Source organism: Octadecabacter arcticus 238 (genome assembly GCF_000155735.2).
Lineage (GTDB): Bacteria > Pseudomonadota > Alphaproteobacteria > Rhodobacterales > Rhodobacteraceae > Octadecabacter > Octadecabacter arcticus.
Map to the genome: position 1 here is coordinate 2,440,783 of NC_020908.1, position 15,731 is coordinate 2,456,513.

Annotated in this window: 12 protein-coding genes and 2 pseudogenes; 6 read left to right on the forward strand and 8 right to left on the reverse strand. The window is 55.6% G+C overall.

Annotation, left to right across the window (positions count from 1 at the left end):
• Positions 1-42: 42 nt before the first annotated feature.
• The 3 genes from OA238_RS12680 to OA238_RS33780 all read right to left on the reverse strand — a co-directional run bounded on the left by OA238_RS12680 (position 43) and on the right by OA238_RS33780 (position 2,757).
• Positions 43-1,535, reverse strand: a protein-coding gene (locus tag OA238_RS12680) for an IS3 family transposase (RefSeq protein WP_085982759.1) whose coding sequence is annotated in 2 segments (ribosomal slippage) — positions 43-1,085 and positions 1,085-1,535 — 1,494 coding nt in all. Because the reading frame shifts where the segments join, the coding sequence is not laid out codon by codon here.
• Positions 1,450-2,430 (reverse strand): IS66 family transposase, encoded by a 981-nt coding sequence (locus OA238_RS12690; protein ID WP_144055897.1) that lies wholly within the window; start codon positions 2,428-2,430, stop codon positions 1,450-1,452. Before OA238_RS12690 ends, OA238_RS12680 begins: the two co-directional genes overlap by 86 nt.
• Positions 2,431-2,535: 105 nt before the next feature.
• A complete protein-coding gene (locus OA238_RS33780; protein ID WP_015495645.1) occupies positions 2,536-2,757 on the reverse strand; it encodes a DUF6444 domain-containing protein in 222 nt (73 codons plus the stop codon).
• A gap of 236 nt (positions 2,758-2,993) precedes the next feature.
• On the opposite strand from OA238_RS33780, the gene OA238_RS12700 reads away from it, so the two are divergent.
• From OA238_RS12700 to OA238_RS12710, 3 genes are all read left to right on the forward strand, one after another.
• On the forward strand, positions 2,994-3,455 hold the full coding sequence (locus tag OA238_RS12700) for a DUF2852 domain-containing protein (protein ID WP_015495488.1): 462 nt from the start codon (positions 2,994-2,996) through the stop codon (positions 3,453-3,455).
• 96 nt (positions 3,456-3,551) lie between these two features.
• Positions 3,552-4,025, forward strand: a complete 474-nt coding sequence (locus OA238_RS12705) for a DUF2852 domain-containing protein (protein ID WP_015495489.1) — start codon at positions 3,552-3,554, stop codon at positions 4,023-4,025.
• 320 nt (positions 4,026-4,345) lie between these two features.
• On the forward strand, positions 4,346-5,200 hold the full coding sequence (locus OA238_RS12710) for an arginyltransferase (RefSeq protein ID WP_015495490.1): 855 nt from the start codon (positions 4,346-4,348) through the stop codon (positions 5,198-5,200).
• A 116-nt stretch (positions 5,201-5,316) separates the two neighbouring features.
• Here OA238_RS12710 and OA238_RS12715 read toward each other — a convergent pair whose 3' ends face one another.
• The 4 genes and pseudogenes from OA238_RS12715 to OA238_RS12730 form a co-directional block, all read right to left on the reverse strand.
• Complete coding sequence (locus tag OA238_RS12715; protein ID WP_015495491.1) at positions 5,317-7,668, reverse strand: TRAP transporter large permease; 2,352 nt, start codon at positions 7,666-7,668, stop codon at positions 5,317-5,319.
• Complete coding sequence (locus tag OA238_RS12720) at positions 7,668-8,717, reverse strand: TRAP transporter small permease subunit (RefSeq protein ID WP_015495492.1); 1,050 nt, start codon at positions 8,715-8,717, stop codon at positions 7,668-7,670. Before OA238_RS12720 ends, OA238_RS12715 begins: the two co-directional genes overlap by 1 nt.
• Before the next feature lie 129 nt (positions 8,718-8,846).
• Positions 8,847-9,929 (reverse strand): TRAP transporter substrate-binding protein, encoded by a 1,083-nt coding sequence (locus tag OA238_RS12725; protein WP_015495493.1) that lies wholly within the window; start codon positions 9,927-9,929, stop codon positions 8,847-8,849.
• A 127-nt stretch (positions 9,930-10,056) separates the two neighbouring features.
• Positions 10,057-11,304 (reverse strand): annotated as a pseudogene (locus tag OA238_RS12730) (IS256-like element ISOan6 family transposase).
• Between the two features lie 302 nt (positions 11,305-11,606).
• Here OA238_RS12730 and OA238_RS33785 point away from each other — a divergent pair.
• Both OA238_RS33785 and tnpC read left to right on the forward strand, forming a co-directional pair.
• Positions 11,607-11,828 carry a DUF6444 domain-containing protein gene (locus OA238_RS33785; protein WP_015495645.1) on the forward strand — a complete coding sequence of 74 codons (222 nt, stop codon included), beginning with the start codon at positions 11,607-11,609 and terminating at the stop codon, positions 11,826-11,828.
• Between the two features lie 15 nt (positions 11,829-11,843).
• Positions 11,844-13,022, forward strand: a pseudogene (gene tnpC, locus OA238_RS12735) (IS66 family transposase); the annotation flags it as partial.
• A gap of 256 nt (positions 13,023-13,278) precedes the next feature.
• On the opposite strand, the gene OA238_RS32795 reads toward tnpC, so the two are convergent.
• Positions 13,279-13,419 carry a hypothetical protein gene (locus OA238_RS32795; RefSeq protein WP_187293183.1) on the reverse strand — a complete coding sequence of 47 codons (141 nt, stop codon included), beginning with the start codon at positions 13,417-13,419 and terminating at the stop codon, positions 13,279-13,281.
• Between the two features lie 506 nt (positions 13,420-13,925).
• Between OA238_RS32795 and OA238_RS12745 the strand changes: the two genes are divergently transcribed.
• Positions 13,926-15,680, forward strand: a complete 1,755-nt coding sequence (locus tag OA238_RS12745; RefSeq protein ID WP_015495494.1) for an acetolactate synthase 3 large subunit — start codon at positions 13,926-13,928, stop codon at positions 15,678-15,680.
• The last annotated feature ends 51 nt before the right edge of the window (positions 15,681-15,731 follow it).

Genomic DNA, 15,731 nt, shown 5'->3' on the forward strand with positions numbered 1-15,731 from the left:
CCCGGAACGTGTCAACGACTTTGAGACAGTGGCTTTTGGACTTTAGGCTTGGGTTTCTTCGGTTGGTTTTGGTGGGTTGATCCAGACGGCGGTCGGGATTTGAGGCGGTTTTGGTGGTTTGTGTACGAAGCGTTCGGGCGTGGCGAGGAATGCCGCGTCTAGTGTTGCTTGTCGCGCGGTGTAGATTTCTTGGGCCTGCCCAAAATGGATTTGGTCGGGCGTCATCAGACCAATCCCGGCGTGATGATGGTCTTGGTTATACCATGCAAAGAACCTGCGGCAGAATGCGCGAGCCTGCTCGATGGTTTCAAAGTTCTTGGGGAACTCTGGCTGATATTTCAGTGTTTTGAAGTGGGCTTCGGAGAACGGGTTGTCGTTTGAGGTGTGGGGCCGACTGTGGGACTTGAGCACACCAAGATCAACCAGCATCAGGGCTGTCGTCTTTGCCTTCATGGGCCCACCGCGATCTGCATGCAATGTCAGCTGATCGCGTGGAACCTCGTGTTTTTCCATCGCGTCGATGAACAGCTCTTTGAACTGGCTGGCGCTCTCCGCGTGCTCGACGCGCCAGCCAACAACGCGGCGGCTGAAGATGTCGAGGATGACATAGAGATAGAAGTAGGACCATTTCACCGGGCCCCTCAGCTTGGTGATGTCCCAAGACCAGACCTGATTGGGGGCTTCAGCTAGAAGTTTAGGCTTTTGATAGACGGGATGTGTGCGCTGTCGGCGGCGTTCGCCAACTTCGCCCTGCGCGGCCAATATCCGATACATCGTGCGGATTGAACACAGATAGGTGCCTTCATCCAGCAAGGTGGCAAAGACCTCTGTGGGCGTCTGATCCGCAAAGCGGGGTTCGCGCAGGTGGTGCAATACCTGGTCTCTTTCCCTTTCCGGCAGAGCCCGCGAAGACGCTGCGCGCGGTGGGCGTGTGCGTGGTGGTGCCGTCAGCGCCGCACGCTGTCGAAGAACGCTCACGCGCGATAATGATAGCGCGGCGCAGACAGCCGAGGTCAAGCCGCTGCCGGTGGGCAATGCAATCGCGACGGCCATCATGATTTGCCGCTGCGCTCTTGCGTCTGCTCCATCTCGTCCAAAAGTCCCGCCACTTTTTTTTGGATGGCAATGATGGCTTCCGCCTGATCCAGACGGCGCCGCAAGGCTGTCACCTCACGGTTGGCCTTGGCCAGCTCAGCTTGCAATGGATTGGCAGGTGCCTTTTGTGGGCCACGGCGCATTGGCTGCAATGCACCCAATGTGCCGGCCGCCCGCGCACGGCGCCAATCGGTCAGTGCAGAGGAATAAAGCCCCTCCCGCCGTAGAATGACGGAAACCCCGCCAGTGTCTGCCACTTGGTCCGTCTCATCCAGAATGCGCAGTTTGTATTTGGCTGTGAAGTTGCGTCGCTTCGGGATGCTCGTCAGTTCCGCTGTGGGAGCCAACGGCGCATTAACAACGCGGGGAGGCGACGTCGGGGCCAAAACGGCTCCAGATCCAGCATCTGGCGAAAGTGGTGATTGTGAAGGCATAACCATGGGTTCGTTCTCCTACGCCCTCAAGTGTAAACTTTAGCCAGTCAATTGTCTCACGCTTATTGGCACGGAGGGGCCTGGCTTTTCGGCCTCGCGCACCAGTGCGTCTAGCCAGTGGGTCTTGTCGCTCATGGAAGGCGAGGCCCTCGGTGAGGATCGCCATGTATTTGGTGAGGATGCCGTGGTGAACCGACGTGGGGAGTTCGGTCTCGCCTCGCCCCTGAGCCGCGCACTTGAGCTGATTGGCGCTGTTGAGCAGCACGCTCATCGCGCACGCCCACGGCTCCTTTTCGATTTCTTCGATGGCCTTGAGTTCCCGTAAATGATGCGCCCCGCACAGGGCGTGCGCGTCCACCCCACTCATATGGGCGTAATAGGACTTCCAGTGGTCATGAACAATTGTCCCGCCGGTCAGGAAGGATGGAACAGCACCGCGCTTGGCGCTGATGCGATAATGCGTGAAGGCGAGATCGCTGATTGAGTGCAGCCAGTGCAGCCAGTGCAGCTTACCAGCAACACGAAGTCCGGTCTCATCCAGATGCCGAACGCCGCCTTCATTGAGCCGGGCCAGAATGTGTTCGACGACGCCACCCAAGGTACGCGCTGTGCCGTTCACCCAGTTGGTCACGCTGGCCGCGCATAGGCTGGTGGCACCAAACAAATCACGCAGGAGTTGGCAGACCCGATCCTCGGGGATCAGCTGCTGAACATTGCAGTAGACCGCCGCCGCCCGAATGCGCTTACCGTATTGCACGTGTGCATTCACGCCATCGGGAAAGGTGGCTGTCGTCGTGGCTCGGCAATAGCCACAACAATAAATCGCTGCCTGATGCTCTGTGACCTCCAGACGCGGCACCGGTATGTCATAAACCTGACGCCTCTCCACCGCCTTGATCATCCCAGCCGTCAAGCCATGCTGACAGGTGCCACAGGCCTCAGCCTCATGTCGCTCCACAAAGTCAGGCGTTGCTGTCTGACGTAGGGTGTCGCCTCGGTGGCCAACTTAGCCACCACTTTTCTTACCGGACTTACCACGCAGGCTACGCGGTACCGGCTTCTTCAACCCATCACTCGAAGGCGGCTTGCTGCTATTACTGCTGTTCTTGGCCAACTGACGCCGCAGATCCGCATTCTCTTGCGCCATGCTCGCCAACGCGGCTTCCAACTCGGCGATCCTGCGCAGAGCCGTGGCAAGGAGTTGTTCAAGAGCAGTAACTTGGTCCATTCCACCAATGATTCAGAGAAATCGTCACAGCGCCACGAAATTCAGACCACAACAGAAAATTCATGCGCCTAATGGCCAAGGAGACTCACATCAAAACTGACAAAAACCCGTTATCGGCTGGGGTGCTTGGGAGTTACAATACATTTACATTAAACCTTGCGCCAAGCGCCGCCTCACCTCATCTTAGTAATGTGAAAGGCATTCACATAACGCACACCAACAGATGGAGCACCCAGATGACCACCTCTTCGACCAACATCGACTACAACGCCCCCTACGCCCAGACCTCTGAGCGCGGCAACTGGTTTCAACGCACTGAAAGCTGGCTCGATGAGCGTGGTAAAGGTGCATGGATCGCCGCAATGGTCTTGGGCTTCGTCTTTTTCTGGCCGGTCGGCCTTCTTGCCTATATGATATGGAGTAAACGTATGTTTTCTGGAAATTGCGCCTCCAAGCGTACCCGCCATTCTCACGCCCGCAGTGCCGTGAGATCGGCAATGACGTCCTCAGGCAATTCAACGTTTGACGCCTACAAGTCCGACACGCTGCGCCGCCTTGAAGACGAACAGCGCAACTTTGAAGAGTTCCTCAAGCGTTTGCGCGACGCCAAAGATAAGGCCGAGTTCGACACCTTTATGGATGATCGTGCCAGCCGTTCCGCTGCACCGCGCGAAGAAGACGACGCAAAGCCTGCCTAATCGATCTGGGCCCCAATCGGACGCCTCGCATAGCCGGGGCGTCGATACGGCAGAAATGCAAACCAAACAGATGCACTAAGATTAGGGACAGATAGCATGACCATGACTGCCAACACATACACCACCACCGATACCCAGCCTGCACAGATGCGCGATACCATGTCAGTTTCGGTACAGGTTCTTTCCACTGTGCTGTTCGCAGCGTTCGCAATCCCGGTCACAATTGTCGCCCTCAACGTGTTCTGGCCCGCAGGTGTGGTCATCGCGCTGATCCTTGCATGGCGCGGCGGTTTCGCCCCGACTGGCGCGCCGTCTGCACCGCCACGCAACATAGACGAGGCGATAAAATCCCTCATGCCCGTAGCGGCAAACAACGAGGCTCATAGCGCCAACAGCAACGCAAGCTTTGATGCCTACCACCATGATATGATTAAACGACTTGAGGTCGAGAAGAAGACCTTTGATGGTTTTCTGGGCCGATTGCGCGACGCCAAAGACCAATCTGAATTCGATGATTTCATGAATGAACGCACCGCCCGCGTTGGCGCTGATACCACACCGCACGACTAACCGTTCTCCCGAGCAGTGCAGACCCTCCCCCGTGGCGCAGACCCTCCCTGATATGCGTCACACTCAGGCCGATCGCGCCAATCCCAACCCACGCGGTCGGCCACCCTTTTTCCAAATATGCGATCAATCAAAGACACCGACATACTTTGCGCCAGCGGCCACACGGAGCAATTGAACTGCGCGGGATCGTCACAAAAGGAAAGCAGGCTGAAAGACGTCCGAATTCGGCATCAAACCCATCAAATCCCGCCTAAATCGCGGGTTGTCGGCGCGGCGTCTATTTTGCTAGTCTACACACACCATAAGTTTGCAGAGTTTTTATGCGTCATAGCCTTCCCATTGCGCCGCAGTTTTACGTGACGGCCCCCCAACCCTGTCCTTATTTGGCCGGCAGGATGGAACGTAAGCTATTCACAGCGTTGCAGGGCGACTCAGCTGAAAAGCTGAACAATGCACTATCCAAACAGGGATTCCGACGGTCGCAAAATGTGCTATATCGCCCGTCCTGTACGGATTGTTCGGCCTGCATATCCGCGCGCATCAAAGTGGCGGACTTTGCGCCCTCCAAAAGTCAAAAGCGTGTGCTGAAACGCAACGCCGATCTGACCCGTAGCGCGTCATCGCCTTGGGCAACTGAACCGCAATATACGCTGTTCCGGGACTATCTTGATAGCCGCCACGCCGCTGGCGGTATGGCCGATATGGACCTGTTCGAATTTGCCGCAATGGTCGAAGAAACCCCGATCCGCACGCGCCTGATCGAATACCGGTCCTCGCTGGCGGATGCGGCCACGACCGACGCACGCAACGACCCTGCGGGGAACGACCCCTACGAGGGTTTGCGCGCCGTCAGCCTGACGGACATCCTCGAGGACGGGGTGTCGATGGTCTACTCATTCTTCGCGCCGGAGTTGATGAAATCTTCCGTCGGCACTTACCTGATCCTTGATCACATCAAGATCGCCCACCACCTTGACCTGCCCTATGTCTACCTTGGCTACTGGGTGCCGGGGTCGGATAAGATGGGCTATAAGGCGAACTTCAAAGGGGTCGAGATTTTCCGCAAAGGCGCGTGGGAAATGCTGACCCACCCTGATGATTATTCATCCGAAATCAACCCGATCACTGTTGCGCCGATCGCTGATCAAGTCGCGCGCATCGAATTGCCCGACTAGCAAGGCTAACGCGCAGCAAGTACCACAGGTGCCAATAAAACATCATGCAAAAAGGGCGCCCCGTAGGACGCCCTTTTTTCCGTTAAGACATTGGTAACGAACTGGGCCCAGCGGGATCAGTTCAGCAGGTTTGGCACAATCGTCACGATGCCCGGTGCAAGGGCAAGGACCAGCAAACCGAACACTTGGATCAACACGAACGGTATGACCCCACGATAGATATGGCCCGTCGTGACTTCTTTGGGTGCAACACCGCGCAGGTAAAACAATGCAAACCCAAAGGGTGGCGTCAGGAACGACGTCTGTAGATTCACAGCGATCATGATCGTCACCCATTTGGGATCAAACGAGCCACCATAAATAACAGGGCCAACGATGGGGATCACGATGTAGATGATCTCCAAGAAGTCCAACACGAAGCCCAGAACGAACAACACCAGCATCACGATCAGGAACACTGTCCATTCATCATCGAAACTGCGCAAGAATTGCTGGATATAGTGTTCCCCGCCAAACGAAATCACCACGAGGTTGAGCATTTGCGACCCGATCAGGATCGTGAACACCATGCTCGTGACTTTGGCCGTTTCGCGAACAACTGGCGTCAGAACACCACCCAGCCACAACACGGTACAGGCATAGAACAAACCAAACATCGCAAACAAGAACATCGACATTGCGAAGACAAACGCGATGTAATTTTCGAACGCCACATCTTCTAGGCCAACGCGCATGTCAAAATTAACACCGACAATCAGCATCAAGGCCACTGCACCGGTCGCCAGCAGGATGATTTTGCCGGACTTGTCCTGATCTGCCAGCTTGCGATAAGCCGCCAACATCAGTGCGCCACCCGCACCCAATGCGGCCGCCGGTGTCGGATTGGTAATGCCACCAAGGATCGATCCGAGAACTGCAATGATCAGCACGAGCGGCGGAAAGACCACGCGCAACAGATCGTTTTTGGCCAAACGCGCAAAGGCTGGTCGCATGGACCACACCACCAACAGCAGCGGCAATAGGATGATCAACGTCGTCACACCAGGCGTTGTGAGCGCCCCGATCAACACAACGTCAGCCAGCAACATCAACAAGACTCCGATGCCGCCAACGATCAGTGGTCCGGAAGCTGCACTTGGTGAAACACCGCGCGCAGTTGTCAGAACCAGTGTCAAAAGCAGCGCAAGAACGGCAATTCCGGTGCCAATTTTTGGCGCGTTGTTAGCCTGTTGCGTCACCAGATCGGCGCGTTCCTCATCACCAAGTTCGCGCGCTTCGGTCACGCCGCCCGCGTTTTCAATCGCTGTTTGCTCGGCAACGGCTGTCGACCATGCTTCTTCGCCGTGCAGATCCTGCATTGCAATGGCGCATTCAGGCGACACGTTTGTGCGCAAGCTGGCTGTCTGGCCGGAGTCGGTAAAGCTGTCGACGATGATCGACTGGCTGCCCACCACGCCGAGGTTCATCAAGAACACCAGCAGGATGACCAAACCACCCGGCACCGCGAGGAACCATGTCAGGCCTTCGCCGCGCGTGATCGGCTCATCTGTGCTCTCACCGACGGACACAGCGGGCGCTTTGCTTGGATTCAACAAGGCATAGCAAAACGCATATGCCGCATAGAGAAACGCCAACAAAATACCAGGCAGCAACGCCGCTTGAAACAGCGTGCCAACGGACAGAACCGCGGGTGAACCCAGATAGGTCAACGCGTCCGAACAGCCCACAAGGGTCGCACGGGTTTCTTGCGCTGCGGAATACAAATCACCCGCCAACGTCCCCAGCAGAACGATCACGATGGATGGCGGAATGATCTGGCCCAAGGTGCCAGACGCCGCGATCACACCCGTAGCAAGTTCTTTAGAATAGCCCGCCCGCAGCATGGTTGGCAAAGACAACAGACCCATGGTCACAACGGTTGCACCGACAATGCCCGTTGACGCCGCAAGGAACGCACCCACGACAACAACTGACACGGCCAAACCACCCGGAAGACCGCCGAAAACGCGGCTCATGGTGGTCAGCAAATCGTCAGCAATTTTGGACCGTTCCAGCGTGATGCCCATGAGGACAAACATCGCAACGGCCAGCAGCGTTTCAATCGACTGCCCCGCCAGAACACGTTCATTCATCCGGTTCACAACGAATGACAGATTGCGGTCAATCGCCGTTTCCCAACCGCCGATAAACACAGCCTCCCCTATTCGGGGTAAGTCCGGATATCTGAACACGGATATAAAGTCGCTCCGGATCCCGTCAGCGATAAGTGCGCTGTATTCGGCCGATGATTTGTCAATCGCTTGGTGGATAAGATAACCACCACTGTCCAAAGCCGCGATGATCGCAAAGGAAATAACCGCAGCCCCACTGATGGCGAACGCCACCGGAAAGCCCGAAAGGATGCCTGAGAACAGGCACAAGAATACAATAATTAGGCCAATTTCTACGCCATCAAGTCCGAAAAACATTAGTGCGTTCCCTCATATGCTTCTTCGCCTTCGCCAAGGGAGTCCTTGTCGAGGTATTTATCGATGCTTTCCTCGCCCTCAACCAGTTCCAGATAGGACCGGTAGAAGAACGCAACGGAATGAAGCAAAACCAATGCGGTAAAAGTAACGAGCAGAACTTTGAACAGAAAATAGGCGTTGAATCCGTTTGGGCTGAACCCGATGGTTTCAACATTCCAGCGCAACGCGCGGGCCTTGTTCAGCAGGCGTTCAAGACTGTCGGACGCCGACGGATTGGGCACCACAAGATGGCGCCACAAGAAATACCAGCCATACATCCACGTCAGTATCGCGGCCGGCACCATAAAGACCATAGATCCGATCATATCAATGATGCGCTTGGCGCGGTGGCCAACGGCGGAATAGACAAGATCAACCCGCACATGACCGCCCTGCACAAACGTGTAGGTGACACAAAGACAAACGATCAGCGCGTTGTACAGTTTCAGGCTCTCGGCCCACCAACTCACATCAAACGTCATTGCGATGCCTAAGCCGATCGACAGCTCGGACACCGCGAAAACCCGCTGCATGAAGATGATCATGATCTGGACCAACACCATCAACAGGCCAGCCCAAGCAAACGTGCGCCCAATCTTATTGGCAAAACCTTCCAAGACCCGCACACAGCCCCACATGAAGGGACGGTGCAGGAGCGCTACGGCCGTAAGTGTCAGAAACAACACGAAAAGCGCGAAAAACAGCTCGTGCGAGCCGCCGTAATAAATGAACCGCATCAGCGATTCCTTGTCTTCGGTCGTGTTGGCCCAGCTTAACCAGTCCAGCCAGACAGTTGGATGCGAGACCGCAAAAGCGATGTTGTAAATCGCCTCGGCGATGTTTGCGAAAAGCCACACAAACGTGTTCCAAAGCGCGCCAAGAAACGTCGCAGCAGCGGCTATGGGGTCCGATCCTTCAGGGGCATTGCCCTGAAGCCGTTCCAACCATTGTGTGAAACCGTTCTCATAGGATGACCAGAACCCACCTGCGTTTGCGGCGTCTTCTTCCATGTCCGTGCCCCCAAAATATTTGAAAAATCTATGACACACGTTTTCCGTGTGGTACGAATAGGCCCCGCCAAATTTGGCAGGGCCCTCCAATTTTTATGGGCTGATCACGAACGTGATCAGCCAGCGGCGTTAGCCCATGACGCGTGCGCGCTGTGCTGTGTAGACATCATCGGAAATCGATGTCCAAGCGTAGGTGGACCGCACTGCAGCTTCTTGGCTTTCGCGGATGCGTGCGAACAGCTCGTCATCCATGAATTCGTCCAGTGCCCCAGCGGCAGCTGTCCCGAATGCATCCCAAACGTCGTCTGGGAATTCCAGAACTTTGACGCCCTGTGATTTCAGACGCTCAAGCGCTGCACCGTTGTTGTAGTTTGACTGGGACAAGGACCATTGGTGGGTTGCCGCAGCTGCGGTCGAAATGATTTCCTGAATTGCAGGTGTCATCTCGTTCCAAACATCACGGTTCATCGACGCCACAAGTGCCGAACCCGGCTCGTGCATGCCGCCTGTGTAATAGAACTCACAGACTTCCTGGAAACCAAGACGTTCGTCCGCGAACGGACCGATCCATTCAGCACCGTCAATCGCGCCAGACGCGAGGGCCTGATAGATTTCACCACCCGGTACGTTTTGAACGGACGCACCTGTGCGACCCAATGCAAGACCACCAAGGCCCGGCATACGGAACTTCAGACCCTGCAAATCAGCAGCGGAATTGATTTCTTTGTTGAACCAACCGCCTGGCTGGTGACCGGTGTTACCCGCAAGGAACGATTTCAGACCAAAGATGCCGCCCAGTTCGTCATGCAGCTGTGATCCGCCACCGTGGTAGTACCAACTGGACATTTCGCCACCTGTCGCGCCAAACGGCACGGCTGTCATGAAGTAGTAACCGGGGTGCTGACCACCAAAATAGTAATCGGCAGAGTGATACATGTCGGCCTGACCGGACGAAACAGCATCAAACACTTCGAACGCACCAACAAGCTGGCCAGCGGCCTTCTTTTCGATGGTGATTGCTCCGTCAGCCATTGCATTCACGCGGTCGATGAAATTCACAGCAGCGTCATCAAAAACCGCGAAACCGTCTGGCACCGAAGTGACCATCGTCAGCGTGCGGTTACCTTGTGCGTATGCAGGTGCGGCCAATGTCGTTGCGGCAGCGGCTGTACCGCCAAGGGCAGAAGTCTTCAGAAAAGAGCGACGATCCATATGGTATATCCTCCCATGGAATTAAACGCTTACAACCTCTCCCAAGGTGCAGGCAGATCGTTTCAAGTAGGCCGACGTTACAAGTCCCTTTGAGTTATTGTCAAATCTGGTGTTTGAGTATTGTTGGTCATGCGGTGATCTGGTCGGGGTTTGTGGTTTCGATTCCGTCTTTGAACGTGACGCCTGTGATGACTTTTGCGAGGTAGTCAAAGCCGCGTAGCTTCCTCCAATTTTACTCAGCACATTGCCCCAGTTTGAACATCATGTGCAGCATGCCATCGCGTGACAGGCAGCCCTTTGAACGCTTGGTACGATGCCGGATCGTCGCGAAGGCCGATTCAATTGGATTGCTAGTGCGGATGCTTTGCCAATGCTGCGCCGGGAAGTCGAAGAATGCCATGAGTTCCTCACGATCTTTTTGCAGGCATAGTGTGGCCTTGGGATATTTGGGTTCGTAGGTTTTGATGAACAGATCGAACGCCTTTTCTGCATCGACTTTGGTCTCGGCCTGCTAGATGTCGTGCAGCGCGGCCTTGGCTTTTGGCTGAGACAGCTTGGGTAAACAATTGAGCACGTTCATCGTTTTGTGTTGCCAACAGCGTTGATGGCGGGTCTCAGGATAGACTTCGTCCATGGCCGCCCAAAACCCCATGGCACCGTCCCCGATGGCCAGTTTGGGCGCATTCATGCCTCGGCTTTTGAGGTTAAGCAGAACCTCGCGCCAGCTCTGCGTGGACTCGCGCACCCCATCCTCAATTGCCAGAAATCGCTTCTTGCCACGGGCAGTTACCCCAATAATAACAAGGGCACAGAGCTTGTCATCCTCGCCCCGAAGGCCGCTGTGAACGCCGTCGGCCCAGATATAGACGATGGGCTCGTCATCTAACTCAGCGCCTTTCCAAGCCTCGTATTCATTGGCCCAATCGCGTTTTAAACGCGAAACCGTATTAGCCGACAAGCCAACGGCATCTGGGCCCAGAAGAACCTTGAGGGCGGGAGCCATCTCGCCGCTGGAGATCCCTTTGAGGTAAAGCCATGGCAAGGCCGCTTCCAGCGTCTTCGTGCGGCGCACATAGGGCGGCACCAGGGCAGACCGGAATGTCACCGGTGTGCCGTCCTTGGACCGAACCTTTGGAATGCGCACGCTCACAGGGCCAATGCCCGTTTGAAACGGGCGGGCCGGATGATGTCCATTACGCACGACTGCCGCGTGACCGGCATCGGTGCGTAAGCCGGTAAATTGCGCCAAATAACTGACAAGCTCAGCCTCAACTGCTGTCGCGATCAATTGTTGTGCTCCCGTTTTCAGCAACTCCGTCAACGCGTCCGTCATCTCGTCTCGACGCGCAAAATCAACAATGTTAGTAGTTCCCATGGTGGTGTATCTCCTTTGGTTGGGCTGCTGTCTTCCAACAACAATTCAACCAGATACGCCGCCAACCTTCAAACCACTCAAACACCAGATTCAGTCATAGCTCAGTCCCTTTCCAATTGCGGAAGACCTAAAACTCCCTGTTTCGCGATTATTGTAAGAAATCCTGTAACTCCCAAGCACCCCAGCCGATAACGGGTTTTTGTCAGTTTTGATGTGAGTCTCCTTGGCCATTAGGCGCATGAATTTTCTGTTGTGGTCTGAATTTCGTGGCGCTGTGACGATTTCTCTGAATCATTGGTGGAATGGACCAAGTTACTGCTCTTGAACAACTCCTCGCCACGGCTCTGCGCAGGATCGCCGAGTTGGAAGCCGCGTTGGCGAGCATGGCGCAAGAGAATGCGGATCTGCGGCGTCAGTTGGCCAAGAACAGCAGTAATAGCAGCAAGCCGCCTTCGAGTGATGGGTTGAAGAAGCCGGTACCGCGTAGCCTGCGTGGTAAGTCCGGTAAGAAAAGTGGTGGTTAAGTTGGCCACCGAGGCGACACCCTACGTCAGACAGCAACGCCTGACTTTGTGGAGCGACATGAGGCTGAGGCCTGTGGCACCTGTCAGCATGGCTTGACGGCTGGGATGATCAAGGCGGTGGAGAGGCGTCAGGTTTATGACATACCGGTGCCGCGTCTGGAGGTCACAGAGCATCAGGCAGCGATTTATTGTTGTGGCCATTGCCGAGCCACGACGACAGCCACCTTTCCCGATGGCGTGAATGCACACGTGCAATACGGTAAGCGCATTCGGGCGGCGGCGGTCTACTGCAATGTTCAGCAGCTGATCCCCGAGGATCGGGTCTGCCAACTCCTGCGTGATTTGTTTGGTGCCACCAGCCTATGCGCGGCCAGCGTGACCAACTGGGTGAACGGCACAGCGCGTACCTTGGGTGGCGTCGTCGAACACATTCTGGCCCGGCTCAATGAAGGCGGCGTTCGGCATCTGGATGAGACCGGACTTCGTGTTGATGGTAAGCTGCACTGGCTGCACTCAATCAGCGATCTCGCCTTCACGCATTATCGCATCAGCGCCAAGCGCGGTGCTGTTCCATCCTTCCTGACCGGCGGGACAATTGTTCATGACCACTGGAAGTCCTATTACGCCCATATGAGTGGGGTGGACGCGCACGCCCTGTGCGGGGCGCATCATTTACGGGAACTCAAGGCCATCGAAGAAATCGAAAAGGAGCCGTGGGCGTGCGCGATGAGCGTGCTGCTCAACAGCGCCAATCAGCTCAAGTGCGCGGCTCAGGGGCGAGGCGAGACCGAACTCCCCACGTCGGTTCACCACGGCATCCTCACCAAATACATGGCGATCCTCACCGAGGGCCTCGCCTTCCATGAGCGACAAGACCCACTGGCTAGACGCACTGGTGCGCGAGGCCGAAAAGCCAGGCGGCCAGGCCATAACCTTCTGGTCCGCTTGCGCGACTACCGTGATGACGTCCTAAGGTTCCTTACGGACTTCACAGTTCCCTTCACCAACAATCAGGCCGAACGGGACCTGCGCATGATGAAGTTGCGCATGAAAATCTCGGGAACTTTCCGCACCCTCGAGGGCGCGCAGGTCTTCGCTGACATCAGATCCGTCATCTCGACGGTCAGAAAACACGGGGGCAATATCCTCGAAACACTCACCCTATCACCACAACAGATCATCGCTCGGCTCTAACGTCGCAAGGGCAACACAAAACCCGATATCCGATGGGGTCCTTGGGAGTTACAACTTAAAACCAATACCGCCACTTGTTAGCGCTCACACGCCGCACCTTCCGAAATCTCTCAAAATTGAGGCTCCGCAGGCGTGGTAATTCGCCGCTCGTAATTCGCCCTGAAAGAGAGCGAGGTGATCGAGACCAACACGCAGGACCGCATGACCGTCTAACCGGCGCATGCGACAATTCTATATACGTATCATATGTTGCAAGTCAGCATTTAGGCGCTCCTCGGACGCCACCCTCAAACGCGACAACCATCATAACACCGCCGCCATTCAGCGGCTGCATCACGATATTTGCTGGATCAACACTTTTGCAGATCGTGCCGTCAGCACGTGAATTATAGGACAAAGCATCCTGCGGCCCGGCAAAAACTCCAATCTCGGCGTCGTCTAACCCGCCAGAGGCCTAATCGCTGAATACACCAGCTTGCCTGCTGCCTTGGCAGAAAATTCAACAATCGACCCTAATCGGGCCGCCGTTCTCACCGAATGGACATCGGTCCAGAACCTGCAAACCAGCGAAAAGCAGTGCAAATCCATCACCACCCACCACGCCATGAAAGAAAGTTGCGAAAAACCACCCTCAAACGACATTTTTGCGATTCTGACTGTTGACCCCCCTCGCCCACAAAGGCATAAACACAATAACGCAAAAGGAGGCCTCGAATGCCTTGCATTCTTCTAGTGGTGGGACGAACGCGCATGGGCCTGTAAAGGTTGACCATAACGGTTCCTATGCGCCTCCGAATTTTCGGGGGCTTTTTTATGCGATACGCTTGTCCGGATGGACACAACGACACGACACACAAACGACGATACCGCGAACACGCGAAAAGCTGAGACAAGGAAAATACAATGTCTGCTCACATGACTGGTGCGAAAATGGTAGTTAAAGCTCTGATAGATCAGGGCGTTGATACGGTCTTTGGCTACCCCGGTGGCGCTGTCCTGCCGATTTATGACGAGATTTTTCAGCAAAACTCGATCAAGCATATCCTTGTGCGCCATGAGCAAGGCGCGGTCCACGCTGCCGAGGGCTATGCGCGATCCACAGGCAAACCCGGTGTTGCGCTGGTCACATCAGGCCCCGGCGCGACAAACGCGGTCACTGGCCTGACAGATGCGCTGCTGGATTCGATTCCAATCGTCGTTCTGACCGGTCAGGTCCCTACCTTCATGATCGGGTCGGACGCGTTCCAAGAAGCCGACACCGTTGGCATCACGCGTGCCTGCACCAAACATAACTGGCTGGTCAAAGAGACCGACAAATTGGCTGGCGTCATACATGAGGCATTTCACGTCGCCATGTCCGGTCGCCCCGGCCCCGTCCTGGTCGACATTCCCAAGGACGTGCAGTTCGCCAATGGCACCTACACCAAACCGCAGCCCTCCAGATCGCATTACCAACCACAGGTCAAAGGCGACATCGCTGGCATCACCGATCTGGTTGCCGCGATTGAAAAGGCCAAGAAGCCACTATTTTATACAGGCGGCGGTGTCATCAACTCAGGCCCAGCGGCTAGTCAACTGCTGCGCGAACTGGTCGGCGCGACGAATTTCCCGATCACCTCGACCCTGATGGGTTTGGGTTGTTATCCGGCATCGGGCGACAATTGGCTCGGAATGTTGGGCATGCACGGGCTGTATGAGGCGAACATGGCGATGCACGATTGCGATCTGATGATCAATATTGGCGCGCGCTTTGACGACCGCATCACCGGCGTGCTGGATAAATTCTCGCCAAATTCGATCAAGGCGCACATCGACATCGACCCGAGTTCGATCAACAAGGTCATTCGAACCGATATCGCCATCGTCGGCGACGTCGCCCATGTGCTTGAGGATCTATTGAAGGTCTGGAAATCCCGTGGCCGCAAAACCAACGCAGAAAAAGTTGGCAAATGGTGGGAAGAAATCAAGGAATGGCGCAAAGTCGACTGCTTGTCGTTCAAGCAAGAGGGCAAGATCATCAAGCCGCAATACGCGCTCTCGCGGCTTGAGGCGCTGACCAAGGATCGCGCGGATCGCTATATCACCACCGAAGTGGGCCAGCACCAGATGTGGGCGGCGCAATATCTCGGCTTTGAACACCCCAACCAGTGGATGACCTCCGGCGGTCTGGGCACCATGGGCTACGGCCATCCGGCGTCGATTGGTGTGCAAATGGCGCATCCAGATGCCTTGGTCATCAACGTGGCAGGCGAAGCATCGTGGCTGATGAATATGCAAGAACTTGGAACCGCGGTGCAATACCGCCTGCCCGTCAAGCAGTTTATCTTGAACAACGAACGTCTGGGCATGGTGCGCCAGTGGCAAGAATTGCTGCACGGTGAACGCTATTCCTCCAGCTGGTCAGAATCGCTGCCCGATTTTGTAAAGCTGGCCGAAGCGTTCGGCGCCAAAGGTATAATCTGTTCGGACCCTGACGATCTGGACGACGCAATCATGGAAATGCTGAACCACGACGGACCCGTTGTGTTTGATTGTCTGGTCGCAAAGCACGAAAACTGCTTCCCGATGATCCCGTCCGGCAAAGCCCACAACGAAATGCTGCTGGGCGACGCTGATACCCAAGGCGTTATCGATGCGAAAGGAAGTGTGCTGGTCTAAATCCCCTCCAAAGGACTTTAGCAAAAACTCTGGTTGAGAATTTTGAACCAC

What these genes read in the sequence shown, in the direction of transcription:
- OA238_RS12690 (WP_144055897.1), bottom strand. Translation starts at nt 2,430, where the DNA reads ATGATCAAGGCGGTGGAGAGGCGTCAGGTTTATGACATACCGGTGCCG.
- OA238_RS33780 (WP_015495645.1), bottom strand. Translation starts at nt 2,757, where the DNA reads ATGGACCAAGTTACTGCTCTTGAACAACTCCTTGCCACGGCTCTGCGC.
- OA238_RS12700 (WP_015495488.1), top strand. Translation starts at nt 2,994, where the DNA reads ATGACCACCTCTTCGACCAACATCGACTACAACGCCCCCTACGCCCAG.
- OA238_RS12705 (WP_015495489.1), top strand. Translation starts at nt 3,552, where the DNA reads ATGACCATGACTGCCAACACATACACCACCACCGATACCCAGCCTGCA.
- OA238_RS12710 (WP_015495490.1), top strand. Translation starts at nt 4,346, where the DNA reads ATGCGTCATAGCCTTCCCATTGCGCCGCAGTTTTACGTGACGGCCCCC.
- OA238_RS12715 (WP_015495491.1), bottom strand. Translation starts at nt 7,668, where the DNA reads ATGTTTTTCGGACTTGATGGCGTAGAAATTGGCCTAATTATTGTATTC.
- OA238_RS12720 (WP_015495492.1), bottom strand. Translation starts at nt 8,717, where the DNA reads ATGGAAGAAGACGCCGCAAACGCAGGTGGGTTCTGGTCATCCTATGAG.
- OA238_RS12725 (WP_015495493.1), bottom strand. Translation starts at nt 9,929, where the DNA reads ATGGATCGTCGCTCTTTTCTGAAGACTTCTGCCCTTGGCGGTACAGCC.
- OA238_RS33785 (WP_015495645.1), top strand. Translation starts at nt 11,607, where the DNA reads ATGGACCAAGTTACTGCTCTTGAACAACTCCTCGCCACGGCTCTGCGC.
- OA238_RS12745 (WP_015495494.1), top strand. Translation starts at nt 13,926, where the DNA reads ATGTCTGCTCACATGACTGGTGCGAAAATGGTAGTTAAAGCTCTGATA.